The sequence below is a fragment of the Halocatena salina genome (assembly GCF_023115355.1).
GTDB lineage: Archaea > Halobacteriota > Halobacteria > Halobacteriales > Haloarculaceae > Halocatena > Halocatena salina.
Genome location: NZ_CP096021.1, coordinates 75,604 through 90,436, shown reverse-complemented (window position 1 = coordinate 90,436; position 14,833 = coordinate 75,604). Strand labels below are relative to the sequence as shown.

The window sequence follows — 14,833 nt, the reverse complement described above, 5'->3', positions numbered from 1 at the left end:
CCATATACCACAATCCCGGAGGATAGAACTGCTGCATACCTTTCGTTCGAATTAAGACCTGACGAATTATGAGCGCTCCGTCAGTGTCGGCTGAGACGCTCGCATACTTCTCAAGGATGTCGCCAACGACCCCCTGGGCAGCGTCAGGGAGGTGTTCGACAGCGATATCTTCTGGCACGCACACCGATCAGGAAGTACTTCCCACTTGAGGGGGACTGGGTAATTGCCGATCGAACCCGATACATTGGCGTGGATCGCCGCACGACTGCGCACGACAACACTGAACTCTCGGGCGTGGTTGCAATCGATCTGGACGCTGAACACTCCCCACCACCTGTCGTCTGGCGGGCACGGGAGGGAGAGTCAAGCCCACCCCTTACCCTGTCTGTTCGTGGTCGAGTGGTTTTTGCGCCGGTAGGACATGGTATCAGCGCGCTCGCGGGTATTGAGCGCGCGACCGAGATGGTCCAACGGTGCAAGGAGGAAGGCAAACCGATCGGTCGGCCCAAGAAACCCGATGCGGACGAGCTGGACCATGTCTATGAATGGCGCGAAAAGGGACTGAACTACGGCGAGATCGCCACACTTGCCAGTGAGATCTTCGGTACCGATGTCACCTGCCAAACGATCCACAGCTCTGCAAGGACAGTCCCGATGCGTAAGTGGTACTGGACAGCGGAGCTGCCGACGTGGAGCATACTGGGGCCACTCGCCAGTGCGAGGCGATATGGCATGTACTGTATATTTTTATTGATAGAGGAACGAGAAAGTACTATGTCTCGACAAAAAGCTGTCCTCGTGGGGATTCTCTTGATCCTTACCGTCGGATGTACTGCTCCCGGGTTAGCACGTGCTCCCCCCCAAGCGGCGTGTGGGATCTGTACTGACGCTCTCGATCAGGCTGCTGCTGATCAGGGAGTGACGCTTACTCGAGGACAGTCAAAGCTAGTGATTCAGGTCTATGAGAACACCTCCACCCGGTGGACGGCGACCGTGCAACTCTCAGATGGTGCCAGCGCCCTTCGGAACGATTCACTGCGGAGAGCCGTCGTTTCGAACGTCTTCGATCGCGCTCGAATGGTTGCTGAACCAACTCATGTGACCAGTCATCTCTCGGGCCAGACCCTTACCGTCTCGTATCGTGATCCCGGTGCTGCTGAGACACATGATGATACTATCGTTTTTACTCGGTTCCATGCTACCGAGCCTCAGTCCCCGTTCGTTATGGGCGGCGAAGGGACGCCGTATCCCGGTGCAGACACGGTTGTGCTTCGCGCCCCGAACGGCTATACGGTCACGGGCGACTACGCGTCAGCGACGGGATCCGACGCCGCCGTCCGGTGGCACGGCAACAGAACCACCGAGCACATCGACCGCTCGACACGTGTCACGTTTATCGACGACCAATCTCCTCAGTCGGACTCGAATGACGCCACGCTGATGGCTGAACTGAACGATGTCTGGAGTAGTATGTATCGCACCCTCATCGCTGCGCTGTGTATGGTTTTCATCGCTGGCATCTTATTTGTATACCTATACAGACTCACTCAGGACTGAGACGTTCGGTTGTACGTCGTTTCTACTGTTGTCGTCGTGATCTCATGGTGGCGAAATGCCGCCGACCAACCGTATGAATTCGCTGATCGTCCGCGTGCGGTTCACTCTGCCTGTCTGGCTGGAGGACGACTGTCTTCATACCCCACTACTTTCGGGTGGTGCAATATCCCACACTGGGATGAGAGTTCGGTAGTCAGCGGGTAGCGATATTGACGGCTGCGTTTGCAGCAGCCTTGCTCTGGTGGCCACAATCCGTACGCGCGACGGTGGTGGCGGGCGTCGCGGTTGATCGCATCACAGGATGGCGGTGATACTCGCTCCGATTGGATCGACTATATAAAGACGCGGGATTGCTGACAGGGGAAAGCGAGATGATCCGGATCAGAAAGATGCGTTTCCGAGACCATTCAGGATGCGCAGTGATCGATCACGTGGACGCAACCGTTGACCATTTAAGTCGTTCTCGCAACAAGGTGAAGATATAGACGGGATTTCTGCGCGTGGTCTGTTCTGCTGGCTACTCTGCGAACGCTCATCGACAGTGAGGCTAAGGCTCCCTTCGTCGTTCTCCTCGGTATTCACGCAGTCATGTCGTCCGTCTCGTGCAGAACGATCAGCGAAGCTACCGAGATAGGTAGCTTTTCAGAGAGAGTCCTCGATTTGTTCGAGCTCCGTTCGTGTTCGCTCGGTTTCGACGTTGCCCGTGTTACGGGTTTCGATCGGTTCGAACAGCATGATTTCGGCCTCACTGTCAGCCGTTGGACGATGTTCAACCCCAGATGGGACGATCGCGAACTCACCCTCCTGGAGTGTCACATCCGGCTCATCTCGAAGCTCGATCTGAACCTCACCTGCTGTCACGAGAAACAGTTCATCAGCATCGTCATGATAGTGCCAGTCGAACTCCCCTTCGACCTTGGCGAGTTTGACCGCTTGACCATTGAGTTCGCCTACCAGCTTCGGGGCCCACTGCTCGTTGAATGAGGCAAACGCCTCTGCGAGGTTGACTTTCTCCATGAACGGGGTACAGGTCGATCAGACAAATAGATTCGGAGCAGGTGAGTCCCAACCCGTAATGAATGGTTTATTTCCACATATTTATACTATAATCCATTCATCAGAATCTTTCAGTTTCTTCCCCTTCCCACTCGTCTTCGAGGGTCGCGTACAGCAGAAGATCCTGACCGTGGCGAAGCATTCCGACGGTCTCGATCCGCCTGCCTGATCTCAGGTACCTACCTGTACGTCTGGGGGCCGTCTCTCAATCCTCGGCTGTGAGGATGAAATAGCCACTGATAGTTCCCGACCCGATCGCTCCAACTAGGGCCCCAAACCGCGGTATGGCCGCCAAGAGCGGTGGTTGTGGAGTGTAGGTACCGATATACATAGGATAGTACTGTCCCTTTTTCAGCACTTGTCCGCTATTATTCGCAATGGAAGCCGCAGTGGCCTTGCTAGGCGGAGCCCATGGTGCTGGAACCTCAGTCGGGACGATCAATTCCCTGGAGTCAGTTGAGACCTGGTCATCGAAAAATTCCTGGGCGGCAGCCGGGAGGTTCTGATATCGATACGTGGTCTTCGCTACGCTTCCGTACTCTGCTGGGACAGGATCTGGCTCGGGTGGGCCGATACTCACCACCACATCTGTCTCTGGGTTCGGAATGGGGGAGACGAGCGGGGCGACAAACAGTGAGACAGCAACGAGCATGGCAATGCCGGCGAGAATGCGTCGGTTCATGCAAGATCCTCCCGCTGAAACCGCAGATACGCAAGCCCAAGCGGCACCACCAGCCAGACTCCGAAAATTACGATCCCAAACCATAGCTCGAGATAGAATGGAGTCGGGCCACTGGCCCCACCCAACGCCGCATCGAAAGCATTCCGTGGGTTGAGGCGCTTGAAGAGGAAAAACCACTCAGGTGGGGAGCGGTCGATGTCGGTGACAACGAAGCCTTTCACGACCAGGAGAACCGTGTCCCACAGAAACGTGAATAGGATCACCAATCCAACCGCCCCCCACGTCGCTACCGTCGTCGAGGACGTCACTGCTGAAAACGCGATCGCAACCGCCACGAATACGATCCCGAGCACGATCATCGTGCCCGTGAAGCGGGTGTACGCAGCGATCGGAAGCGTCCCGACCCGTACAGCGATGATGATCCCGGCGATGATGATCCCAACGAGCACCGTCACCGCGACGATGCTCGCGCAGCCGAGAAGTTTCCCGAACACCACATCTCGGCGCGTATAGGGAAGTCCGAGAAGGAATTTTAGACTCCCTGACTCGCGCTCACCCACGACCGCCTTGTAGCCCAACATCGTTCCCAGGAGCGGTAGGAAGATACTCACTGGATCGCTCAGCGAATTGATGACTGCCGTCGCTTGCGAGCTCCCATCGGCTGTTGCTCCGTATTCGATGTAGAAGTACGTCAGGACCGCGGTAAACATCGTGAACAGCCCCGTCACGACGAACAGGGCCCGTGAACGAATCCCGTCCCGAAAGTCTTTCTTGGCGATCGTCAGCGTGCTCATTGGCGGCCTCCAACAGTGGCAGACGTGTCAGTGGTCGTGGGTGAGTCATCGAGATGAGTATCACCAGTGCTTGATGGATGATCTGTCGTATACGTCATGAACGGCTCTTCGAGCGAGATCTCCGTCAGCTCGAAATCACGGACCGATGCTCCCGCCTCATCGAGCACGGTCAGGACCCCCGTCTTCGCCTCATCCCCACACTGCACGATGACCGTCGTGTCGGTGACGCTCGCGCCAGCCACGCCACCAACCGAGCACGGCCCCTCCGGTACGCGGTCGACTTCAACTGCGAGGTCGAGATCCGCGACGGCGGTCACGCCGCCGTACTGTTCCGTCAATCCTGTCGTTTCGATCGCTGGCATCCATTTGTTTCCTTTCACACCACTCTATTAAAATGACGAGATAGTTCGTATCTAACCTCGTTAGTATATGGCTGTATACCACTAATTTCCCGGTGTTCGTCCGCTGCCTCTTAGTAGTATATCCGGACAGCAGACACCGGTCAACGCGGTATATCACGATACACCCCTCGCTTCGTATCTGCAACAATCGCGGAGTATAAGGCCTGTACTGACAATGCGCGATATATGGCAGGCAAATCCGCGTCGCTGCTCACGAAAACGCAACGCCGCCGTCTTCGATCTGATTTCGAGGAGCTTGATGAGGACGCAAAACGCCGCGATCAACAGCTGATCCGAGAGCGAGTGCAGACGGGTATGCATGATTTTCGGTTGCTGACTGACTACCCGGATCGTCAGCTCGAACTGGCCTTTGAGGACGACGTCGACGAGGAGTTGCGAGCGGCACTGGCAGACACCTATCTGATCGTAGAGCGGATTTGTGACCTCCATCGCTACGATCGTGATCAGGTGCTCCAGGAGGCACGAGGACGCGCCCAGGATGTCGCCGCGGACACAGCCGATGTCAGTAGTCTCACCCGGCTTGATCTGCGCACGACGGCAGAGGTACGTCAGCAGACCGAAGACCGATTCAGGGCGAGCCGCTGGGAGAAACGGATGATTGGGTTGGTGAAACTCGCGGGTGCAGGGCTCTTTAGCACGCTATTTCTGTCCATCTATTCGTTTGCTTTTCGGCCCGTGAATGTGGGGAATCTCGGTGTCGTACTGGGGTCACTCCTCGTTGTGACGCTCGTGCTTGGCGTCGTGAGTACCGTCATCATTGCTGTCCACGCACTGCGATATGATCTCGCGCCAGCACTCCAGACACTAACGAGCCAATTCCGGAAGATGGGCCAGACAGCCCAGAACCGGTGGGAGCAGCAACGGAACCGGCGTAGGCGCGACGACTATACAGTGTGTGGGGATGAGGGATTAACCAGGAAGAATGCATCAGGATCCACCACGGGTGATGTGGATAAACCGCCTCTCGAGAGACTGCGCGAGCGCTACGCAGCGGGCGACCTCACCGACGAACAGTTCGAACGGAAACTCGAACGGTTACTCGACACGGAATCCCTCGAAGACGCAGAAGATCGCATCACAGCACGATAATAAGAAAGTAGACGAGTCGGAACACCGGGGCGATGACCGTGTCGAGGGTCCACGTTTTCGATGTGAGTGAGGGCTGCAGGCTACTCCGGACGATCCGTTTCGAAGCCCTCGAAATCCAACAGAACGGTTGTTTTGTAGTGTCGATCACCGGATTTGACGGGGCCGTTGTTGGCATCGGTAGATAGTCCTATAGGTAGCATGATGCAGAATGTTAATAGCGGTGTCTCAAAAAGAGGGTTTCTGAGACGGCTCTAGGGCTGGTAGTGATCGAGTCAGTTGTGAGAGTGACCGGTTTTACACGGTATGTGAAAAGGAAATCCTTCTGCCCACCCGAAGGCGGTCGATATCGTGGCTATTCGTAGGTCCGTTGCTCGTCACTCCCTGACTTTTCAACCGAGAAGCCTGTTCACCGAGCGAGGGAGCACTGCCTCTTGGGATGGAGCTAGTGGTGACTGCCTGAGTACGACACAGTGGCGGCGATTCACGATGGCATCCGTGGAAATCTTCGAGATGGGTTGTCTCTTACCGTCGAGCGACTCGGGACGCCCCCGTGTCTACTCGAAGACGGTCGCGTACGACAGAACCTCACACCTGAACAAAAGTCGACGCTCGAAGCCGCTATCGAACACGGGTACTACGAAGTTCCACGGCAGCGGTCGGTCACCGAGATCGCAGACGACATCGGTGTCTCGAGCTCGACGTTTCAGTACCGACTAAACCGAGCCGAGGCATGGCTGGCACGACAGTTCGCGGCGGATTCGATGGACGTCGATCCCGACGTCGATCCCGAAGACATCGAGTTCATACGGTGAGTACCTACTGCATCCGAACACGGTGCATTTGAAATATTTCGAAGTAATTCTCAACCCTCCGCAGGCCGAAGGCTTGCTCGTATGACACCCGATTCCGACATCTCGGTTCGTCTCGTCCGGAACGCCACCGTCCTCGTGACCATTCGTGATACGACGTTCCTCGTCGACCCAATATTTACATCACCGGGTGAGAATCCGCCCGCACCAAATTCGCCGAATGACCGGAGGAATCCACTCGTCTCAATGCCCGACGTCGACCTGTCCCACGACGCCGTGGTCGTCACCCACCGTCACCCCGACCACTGGGACGAAGCGGCAAAAGAGGAACTCGAGGCGGACGTTCCGTTGTTCTGTCAGCCTGAGGAGGCGGACGCCTTCGCCGACGAGGGGTTCACTGACGTTCGGCCCGTTGACGATGAAGAATCTTTCGACGACATCACTATCCACCGGACGCCCGGCCACCACGGCCACGGAGAGTTAGCTGAGGAGATGGGACCAGTTTCTGGGTTTGTCTTTGAAGGCGACGAGACGTTGTACCTCGCTGGTGATACGATCTGGTACGAGCCGGTCGAACGGACGCTCGACCAGTTCGAGCCCGATATGGTCGTCCTCAACGGTGGGGAAGCGCAGTTCGAACGGGGCGAACCCATCACAATGGGCGTCGAGGATATCTCTGCCGTCCGTGACGCTACCGACGCCGAAGTTGTCGTTGTGCACATGGAAGCCATCAACCACTGCCTGCTCACCCGCGAGGAACTGCGGGCGGCGACAGAGAGTGTTCACGTTCCCGATGACGGAGAACAAATCACTTTGTAAATTCATCTACAGACGAATAAAACCCAACCATCTAATACGATTCCAAAAAGCACCGTAACCTGTTGAGCGACTACGATCACGCTCACAAGGCACGGTTGGACACCGACTCTACGGACAGCGTTGGATGGCCGACAATGCCGTCTCGGCCATCAAGCGCCGATACGGGTCCGTTGTCAGGGCGTGCATGGTACCGTGAGTTTCGCGAACCGGTGCTTACCGCCGCTGTCTACAACCTCGAACAAACCATCGGCAACTGATCCCTACATCCGTGGATTCAACAGAGCCGTCATGTGTGTTCACTGATCACACACATAATAAGTCTTAATAGCCACTTACCACCATATTGGTTGTCAATGGCACGATACAATAGACGGACGTTTCTACGGTTGACCGGTGTGACGCTCGGTGCTGCAACGGCGGGTGTGGGAACCACGGCGGGAGCAACGGGGGAGAACTCACGGTTCCTCATCGATCTACGCGAGGTATCGCGGTCTGCAATTCCGAGCGACGTCAACATCATACACGACATCTCCCAAATCGATCTGTTGGCTGCCCGTGGGGATCCGAATTCTGTCGGGGGAAAAGCGGCGACGACACCTGACATCAAAGTCAATCAGCACGATGCCGGTCCAGTAGTCGAATACGACGGCCCAACGGTTAGCGAGAAGAGTCGAAGCCATAACCACGACGGAGCGCCCACCAATACCGAACTCCAATGGGACAAGCGCGTTCAAAATGTTGGTGATCTAACTGACAAACCGGGCGGCGGAACGTTTATTCATGACACGACGAAGGGGGAAGGCACTCGCGTCGCAGTCGTGGATTCCGGCGTCTATGACGCCCACCCCGACCTTCAGGGCGTTGTCAACGATGAGCTATCGAAGAACTTCACCACGGACCGCTACGACTGGCGGCCACATGGTGCTGGCAGTCACGGGACCCACGTCGCTGGCACCATCGCCGCAACGAACAGCAACGACGGTCCGGCTGGCGGTGTTCTCGGTACCGCGCCTGAAACCGAGATTGTTGCTCACCGGGTATTCTCCGGTGTCAAGGGAGAAGAGGCATCGACCGGGGATACGATTGCGGCACTCGCAGATGCTGCGGACAAGGGCTGTGACGCCGCGAACTTCAGCGTCGGCTACGTGAATCATAATCCCGAGAAGCATCCAGAACTCCGCGAGATCAAGTCGATGTACCAGCGACTGTCGAAGTACGTCCGAAAGAAGGGCATGGTCTTCGTGAATTCCGCGGGCAATAGTTCGCTCGATATGGACAAGACGAACGTTCTATCGCTCCCGACCGAGGTTGAGGGGATTTTCGGCGTGGCGGCGACCGGTCCCATCGGCTGTGGGTGGGGTGGCAAGCACAGCGCCAACGAAGCGAAGTGGCTCACAGGCAACCGACTAGAGGAGCCGACGACCGAACCGGCCTTTTACACCAACTACGGTAGTGCAGTCGATGTCAGCGCCGCTGGCGGAAACGCTGACCTCGAAGCGCTCGACAGTGTCGAGTGGGCAAAACGAGATCTCGTTTACTCGTCCGTCTACAAAACCACCGAGAACGGCACCACTGTCTCGGGCTATGGCTGGAAGGCGGGTACCTCAATGGCTGCACCACAGGTCACAGGCGCAGTCGCGCTGGTGCGGTCGCTTCGACCCACTGCCAGCGTCGAGGAAGTCGAATCACTCATCCAAGCGACTGCTAGCGACGCTCCCGGCGATAAAGCCTACCACGGTGCTGGTCATCTCAACCTCAAACAGCTCGTCAAGCGCGCCTGAACGTCCTGACCGTCGATACGGCCCGCTAATGCGATCGTGACATGGCGGTTACCCGTGCAGTCGTTCCGATTGGTGAGTGCTATCGAGGCTGGTTGAGTGCGTATCTGGTTACGCAGTCTCAGAACGAGAACGGATGAGGTACGTTCGCCTGTCACGGTATCTGAAGCCAGCAGCTGCTTTTCTCATGCACAGTATACACTGAATATGTATCTACAGCTCAGACTTCACAGGGAACCACACATGACGAATCGACCTACCCAGTTTCAGCTATCGAGACGATAGTACCACCATCGTTGACTGATAGGTGAAGTTCATCGGTCTCGATTGGTATTCGGAGATGAACACAGGACTGAGCGCTATCGAAGGTGGTGTATTCACGACTCAGCGCCCAAGAGAGATTCCACAGCGGTTGGGTATCGAGTTCGACACCATGAGAGGTGTGGAACCCGATAACGGACGGATGATCGCGAACCGCACAACCGACGGGAAGATACACACGTGCCCAGCAGCTCGTACAAGTGGACAAGAATCGATGGCTCACATTCCCGATACTCGTCATTGGAGTCTGAGCCGTCAACGCCGTGTTCATTTCTGAGCCACATTCCGGGCACGTACCCATAGCCACAAGTGCGTTCCATCGCCGTGACCCCACCTCGAACGCGTCGAGGCGATCGTCACGGTGAGCAACGGGTGCCGGTGGAAACGGACCGTGGAACACTTCCTCACCGCACGCTCGACAGGTGATGTACAAACGTTCCGTTCGTACCGCGCAACGAGGGCTGCTTCACCACAGACGTAACAGGTTCCCGGAGCATCGAAGCGCCGCTTGTCAGCCTGTTCAGCGAAGATCCCCGCAGAGAGAGCACTGACGATCTTGCAACCGGCATATGTGAGCGCATATCCGTCGTCTGCCTGGAATACGAACCGTCCAACGAGCTTCTGGAGATAATAGTTAAAGTTCCCACTATCTCGGATGCCAACACGTCGCTTGAGAGTCGCGTATGGAAGACTAGATTCGTCATGGCGATACGCTTGCTGGAGCTCATAGAGAATTGCGATCCGGCGCTCGTTCCCGACTGCTGCTAAGATATCTCCAATCCCAGAACTATCATCTATACACACTGTTATCGTGGAGAGATATAGACGCTACTGAGAATTCATGTCAGATATATGCTTGTAATAATACACCCAGAATTCATTCATTTGATGGGTTCATAGGGGGAGCGTATGCGACCGTCCCACCGACCAGTTACGCTCTATTACTGCTATAAGGCAACGAAAGCAGTCGGGTTCTACCGACCGATCCTCATTCTCTATCTGCTTGCACAAGGGTTGACATACACAGGTCGCACTCCCCGAAGGACTCTATGCGCTAACGACGGTACTCGGTGAAGTCCCGACGGGATATCTTGGAGATCGGCTTGGTCGTCGTAATAGTTTGCTGGTCGGTACGGCTCTCATCACAGTCGCTCTGATTGGTATCGGACTCACGGAGACATTTACCGTCTTGATCGGTTTCTACGTTATCTGGTCAATGGGGTACAACTTCCGATCCGGAAGCGACGACGCGTGGTTATACGATACGCTCGCCGATCGATCGTCCAGCATGGCATTCACAACGGTCAAGGGACGAACAGCAGCCGGATCGTTCGTCGGAAGTGTTGAGTCGATTCTCGGCGGATATTTGGGTCAGATTGATCTCTCGTTTCCGTTTTTCGTCGCGGCTGCTGTGAGTGCTCTTGGTCTTCTCGCCCTCGTCCCGTTACCGGAACCGACTAGATCGAGCGGGTCACAATCGCTGGGTGTTGGAGATATCTTCCGTATGATTAGTACGTCGCTTTCTCACCCATCGCTTCGCTGGTTCATCGTCTACCATCTCATGCTTTTCGTCCCCATCATTGACATGCTCATTCTTCAAGTCCAGCCGGTCACGAAGACTGTGCTTGTGAACGTTGGCGTAGCATCTGGTACCGTCACGTCCCTTGTTAGCTGTACGCCGCATTCAGCTTCCTCGCTGCGATCATTAGCTACAACACAGCTGTGATTGCGACCCGAGTTGGGAACCGTCGCTGGTTTTTCGCCGTTCCGTTGCTCATCGCTGGGGGTTTGTTGTCACTCACGATTATTCCATTGTTCGCCCTTCCAGTGTTCGTGTTTGCTCGGGGACATTCGACGCGACACGCTCGCTTGCTAGTGGATATGTCAACCACCGCATTGGTTCCGCCGGTCGGGCGACCATAATCAGTTCGCTGGCCCTAGTGAGTTCGTTAGATCGCGCCGCTTGATCGCCTCTTTTCGGGCTCCTAATCCGGCGGCTACCGACTCTCATACCCGTCTTGCTCGTCGTAGGCCGGATTGATCCCACTCGCATCAGCTGCCTTCGAACTCATTACCTCTCACAGACTGATGATATCTATATATTGATATAGGAGTTCAATCCTAAGAAGTAACAGAGGATCTCCAATGAACTGCAGTAAACATAAATTACTACACCGATGTCGCATCTATCCTGCTGTAGACCACTGTATTTTCGGAGCATCTGTTCCGTAGCTGTATGTGTTGGATAACCAATCAATATGGGTAATCGAATGATGAACAGCTCCAGCCATGTCCGGACGAAAAACATACTCGAACGCGAAATTGGTGCGACGCACGGTACAGCACGAAGAGTCCCATGCAGAGATCTCCGATGGGAGAACTGGCCGTTCCTGTCGACGACACCAAACGGTTCTATGAGATATCATGGAGCACAAAGCTGGCATTGAGGTACAAAGAGTTTAGTTCTTGTATCAAGAAGAGAACTCGTAAATGCCGATTGATCGAGCCGTTACCGTCGTTCCGGAGGCCGGACTTCACGCACGCCCTGCATCCCGGTTTGTCCAGACAGCGAACGAGTTCGAGTGCGATCTTCGCGTGGGGCCAGCCGATGAGAGTGCAACCCTCGTGAACGCTCGCAGCATGCTCGCGGTTACCGGACTCGGCGTCGAACATGGGGAAACGGTGAGCATCGTCGCCGACGGTGACGACGCTGAGGCAGCTCTCAACGCTCTTGAGAGCGTATTATCGACCGAGGAGGTGTAAAATGAGAACACTCACGGGCATCAGCGTCACGCCGCTATCGGGAGTCGGTACCGTACAGTGGTACGATCCGGCGGTTGAGCTTCCTGAGACTACAGACTCGGAGGCGGCCGGTCCCGAATCGGAGCTAGCAGCCTTCGAGCACGCTCGCGATGTCGCCCGTGAGGAACTCACAGCTGAGCGCGAGCGAACGGCCAAGCGGATCGGTGAGGCCGAGGCCGAAGTGTTCGAGGCCCACTTGGAATTCCTCGACGATCCACAGATCACCGAGGACGTCACGGCAGCTGTCGACGAAGGATCGACGGCGACACAGGCTGTCGCCGAGACGTTCGATTCTTACGTCGAGCAGTTCGAGGGGATGGAGGGACGGTTTGCCGAACGCGCCGCTGATCTCCGCGATCTCCGCGATCGATTACTTCGGATACTGACTGACAGCGAGCACACTGACCTCTCGACGCTCCCCGAGGGAACAGTTCTGGTGGCAGAAGATCTCACACCCAGCGACACTGCCCGGCTCGATCCCGACGCCGTCGTGGGTCTCGCCACAGTCGGTGGGGGCCGCACTTCTCATTCCGCCATCTTCGCCCGATCGCTCGCCATTCCTGCGGTCGTCGACATCGGTAACGCGTTGTTCGATGTCGACGATGGCACGACTGTCCTCGTGGATGGCGAGGCGGGTGCGGTGGTAATCGATCCGGACACAGGACACGATCAGGCAGCCACAGCGACGGTCGAGATCAAACCGGATCCAGTATCGACCGTGGACGGACGGGCAATCGAGGTTGCGGCGAACGTCGGAACGATCGAGGAACTAACACCCGCGGTCGAGCGCGGTGCGGACGGTATCGGGTTGTTTCGAACCGAGTTCCTTTTTCTTGATCGCGAGACGCCACCGACCGAGGACGAACAGTACGAAACCTATCGCGCAGCACTCGAGGCTTTTCCAGACAGTCGGGTCATCGTCAGAACGCTCGACGTTGGAGGCGATAAACCGATTTCCTACCTCGACCTGCCTGACGAGGAAAATCCCTTCTTGGGTGCTCGCGGCATCAGGCTGTCGCTAGAGGAGAACACCGCACTCTTCGAGGCTCAACTGCGAGCCTTGTTGCGGGCGGCTGCGGACGGTGCTGGTGACCTTGGGGTTATGTTCCCGATGGTGACGACAGTAGCGGAGCTCGATCGGGTGCTCGAACTGGTCGCATCGGTCGACAACGATCTCGAACGGGAGGACGTTACACACGCCGTTCCCGAGCTCGGAGTCATGGTGGAAACGCCAGCAGCAGTGTTCTGTGCCCACGAACTTGCCGAGCGCGTGGAATTTCTGAGTATCGGAACGAACGATCTCACACAGTACGTGATGGCGGCGAGCCGTGGGACCGAGACCGTCACCGATCTGCACGATCCCCTTTATCCGGCGGTGCTACGGGCTATCGACCGGACGGTTCGTGAAGGTCACCGGAGCGATGCATGGGTGGGCGTCTGTGGCGAGATGGCCGGTGAGCCGGAGCTGATGACACTGCTCGTTGGACTCGGTGTCGACGAACTCAGCATGAGCGCTGTGACGATTCCGTCGGTGAAAGCGGCGGTCGCTGGGATCGATTCGGAGGCGGCACGAGCACTCGCCAGAGCGGTGTTGACCGCCGAGACGCGAGCGGCCATCCGCGATCGTCTACAGCTTGGATAGCTCTCGCGCTTCTTCCGCTGCGTTGACGACAGAATCGAGCGTGGCCTTTGGGCTTGCGGCCTCGACCGTAGCGTTGAGTGCGCCCTCAAGAAGCGGTGCATCGGCAATGACTGCTTTCCCTTGGAACGACTCTATGGCGGCTTCGGCGTTCATGACCGCGCTGCCGAGGTCAACGAGGACGACGACCTCCATGTCCTCGATCGTCCCGAGTGCCGCCGTGATGTCATCGACTACGGTCCCGATGCGATCATCCGGTCCCCCTCCAACCGGAACGATAGCAGTGTCCTCACTGCCCATCTCCGCAGCAATATCGCAGATCCCCACGGCCGCATCCCAACTGTGTGAGACGACGAGAATACCGACCATCACGACTCCTCCATGACTTCCTCATCGAGATGATGCTCCGCCGTCTCGAGGAGGGCTTCGAGCATAAACAACGTACTCGTTGCTCCGGGATCCCGGTGTCCGACCGATCGCCAGCCGAGGTAGGAGGCACGCCCTTTGTTCGCCCGAATCGGAACTGTGAACTCTACCCCCCGTCGGGCAGCGTCGACCGCTTTCGCTAGTGCCTCTTGGGGCGGCAGGTCGTCCTCCTCGATCGATTTCTTATACGTGTGGACGGCGGGCGTCACAGCATCAACCATGGTCTTGTCGCCGAGGCTCGCTCCACCACGGTCTCTGAGTTTTTCGAGGTACGCCTCTCCGAACGCGACCGTCGACTCTCGAGTCAAGCCGTCCTCTAGTTGTTCACTCGCGTGCAGCATCGACCCCCCATACAGAGGCCCCGCAGCCCCGCCGACCTCGGAAATGAGCGTCATACCGACATCCTTGACGATGTCGGCGACGTCGTCGTCCTGTTTCGTCTCGATGTTCTCGAGGACTGCCTCGAATCCACGATTCATATTCGTACCGTGATCCGCATCGCCGATCGCCGAATCGAGTTCGGTCAGGTAGTCCTTCTCTTCGGCCAGCCGGGCCGCGACGTTCCGTATCGCTGCCAACACCGCATCATGTTGTCGATCAGCTCGATCCATGGTGTCCTCCAACTCGTAGCTCTCTGTG

General features: G+C 56.7%; 14 protein-coding genes and 4 pseudogenes. 9 read left to right on the top strand and 9 right to left on the bottom strand.

What is annotated here, in order from left to right; genetic code table 11:
- Window positions 1-363 precede the first annotated feature (363 nt).
- Window positions 364-624 carry a hypothetical protein gene (locus tag MW046_RS15655; protein WP_247995478.1) on the bottom strand — a complete coding sequence of 87 codons (261 nt, stop codon included), beginning with the start codon at window positions 622-624 and terminating at the stop codon, window positions 364-366.
- Between the two features lie 150 nt (window positions 625-774).
- On the opposite strand from MW046_RS15655, the gene MW046_RS15650 reads away from it, so the two are divergent.
- Window positions 775-1,557, top strand: a complete 783-nt coding sequence (locus MW046_RS15650) for a hypothetical protein (RefSeq protein WP_247995477.1) — start codon at window positions 775-777, stop codon at window positions 1,555-1,557.
- 642 nt (window positions 1,558-2,199) lie between these two features.
- Here the strand turns inward: MW046_RS15650 and MW046_RS15645 are convergent.
- The 4 genes from MW046_RS15645 to MW046_RS15630 form a co-directional block, all read right to left on the bottom strand.
- Window positions 2,200-2,574, bottom strand: coding sequence for a cupin domain-containing protein (locus MW046_RS15645; RefSeq protein ID WP_247995476.1), 375 nt, complete (start codon window positions 2,572-2,574; stop codon window positions 2,200-2,202).
- A gap of 244 nt (window positions 2,575-2,818) precedes the next feature.
- Window positions 2,819-3,295 (bottom strand): hypothetical protein, encoded by a 477-nt coding sequence (locus MW046_RS15640; RefSeq protein WP_247995475.1) that lies wholly within the window; start codon window positions 3,293-3,295, stop codon window positions 2,819-2,821.
- A complete protein-coding gene (locus tag MW046_RS15635; protein ID WP_247995474.1) occupies window positions 3,292-4,089 on the bottom strand; it encodes an ABC transporter permease in 798 nt (265 codons plus the stop codon). Before MW046_RS15635 ends, MW046_RS15640 begins: the two co-directional genes overlap by 4 nt.
- Entirely contained in the window at window positions 4,086-4,451 is a 366-nt protein-coding gene (locus MW046_RS15630; RefSeq protein WP_247995473.1) for a hypothetical protein, read from the bottom strand. Before MW046_RS15630 ends, MW046_RS15635 begins: the two co-directional genes overlap by 4 nt.
- A gap of 1,011 nt (window positions 4,452-5,462) precedes the next feature.
- On the opposite strand from MW046_RS15630, the pseudogene MW046_RS15625 reads away from it, so the two are divergent.
- The 5 genes and pseudogenes from MW046_RS15625 to MW046_RS15605 form a co-directional block, all read left to right on the top strand.
- Window positions 5,463-5,600: pseudogene (locus MW046_RS15625) on the top strand (SHOCT domain-containing protein); the annotation flags it as partial.
- A 467-nt stretch (window positions 5,601-6,067) separates the two neighbouring features.
- Window positions 6,068-6,412: pseudogene (locus MW046_RS15620) on the top strand (helix-turn-helix domain-containing protein); the annotation flags it as partial.
- An 81-nt stretch (window positions 6,413-6,493) separates the two neighbouring features.
- Entirely contained in the window at window positions 6,494-7,228 is a 735-nt protein-coding gene (locus tag MW046_RS15615; RefSeq protein ID WP_247995471.1) for an MBL fold metallo-hydrolase, read from the top strand.
- A 62-nt stretch (window positions 7,229-7,290) separates the two neighbouring features.
- A complete protein-coding gene (locus MW046_RS15610; RefSeq protein ID WP_247995470.1) occupies window positions 7,291-7,485 on the top strand; it encodes a hypothetical protein in 195 nt (64 codons plus the stop codon).
- A gap of 96 nt (window positions 7,486-7,581) precedes the next feature.
- A complete protein-coding gene (locus MW046_RS15605) occupies window positions 7,582-9,009 on the top strand; it encodes a S8 family peptidase (protein ID WP_247995469.1) in 1,428 nt (475 codons plus the stop codon).
- A 253-nt stretch (window positions 9,010-9,262) separates the two neighbouring features.
- On the opposite strand, the gene MW046_RS19770 is transcribed toward MW046_RS15605, so the two are convergent.
- Window positions 9,263-9,727 carry a DUF7351 domain-containing protein gene (locus MW046_RS19770; protein ID WP_438268211.1) on the bottom strand — a complete coding sequence of 155 codons (465 nt, stop codon included), beginning with the start codon at window positions 9,725-9,727 and terminating at the stop codon, window positions 9,263-9,265.
- Between the two features lie 203 nt (window positions 9,728-9,930).
- Window positions 9,931-10,131 (bottom strand): annotated as a pseudogene (locus MW046_RS19765) (DUF7347 domain-containing protein); the annotation flags it as partial.
- Window positions 10,132-10,408: 277 nt separating this feature from the next.
- Between MW046_RS19765 and MW046_RS15600 the strand changes: the two are divergent.
- From MW046_RS15600 to ptsP, 3 genes and pseudogenes are all read left to right on the top strand, one after another.
- Window positions 10,409-11,053 (top strand): annotated as a pseudogene (locus MW046_RS15600) (MFS transporter); the annotation flags it as partial.
- 770 nt (window positions 11,054-11,823) lie between these two features.
- The gene (gene ptsH1 / locus MW046_RS15595) at window positions 11,824-12,090 is read left to right on the top strand and encodes a phosphocarrier protein HPr (protein WP_247995583.1); all 267 of its coding nucleotides are present in this window, start codon (window positions 11,824-11,826) and stop codon (window positions 12,088-12,090) included.
- 1 nt (window position 12,091) lies between these two features.
- Complete coding sequence (gene ptsP / locus MW046_RS15590; protein WP_247995468.1) at window positions 12,092-13,771, top strand: phosphoenolpyruvate--protein phosphotransferase; 1,680 nt, start codon at window positions 12,092-12,094, stop codon at window positions 13,769-13,771.
- Here the strand turns inward: ptsP and MW046_RS15585 are convergent.
- Both MW046_RS15585 and dhaL read right to left on the bottom strand, forming a co-directional pair.
- Window positions 13,757-14,137, bottom strand: coding sequence for a PTS-dependent dihydroxyacetone kinase phosphotransferase subunit DhaM (locus tag MW046_RS15585; protein ID WP_247995467.1), 381 nt, complete (start codon window positions 14,135-14,137; stop codon window positions 13,757-13,759). The two genes, ptsP and MW046_RS15585, sit on opposite strands and share 15 nt — an antisense overlap.
- Window positions 14,137-14,805, bottom strand: a complete 669-nt coding sequence (gene dhaL, locus MW046_RS15580) for a dihydroxyacetone kinase subunit DhaL (RefSeq protein WP_247995466.1) — start codon at window positions 14,803-14,805, stop codon at window positions 14,137-14,139. Before dhaL ends, MW046_RS15585 begins: the two co-directional genes overlap by 1 nt.
- Window positions 14,806-14,833: the final 28 nt, after the last annotated feature.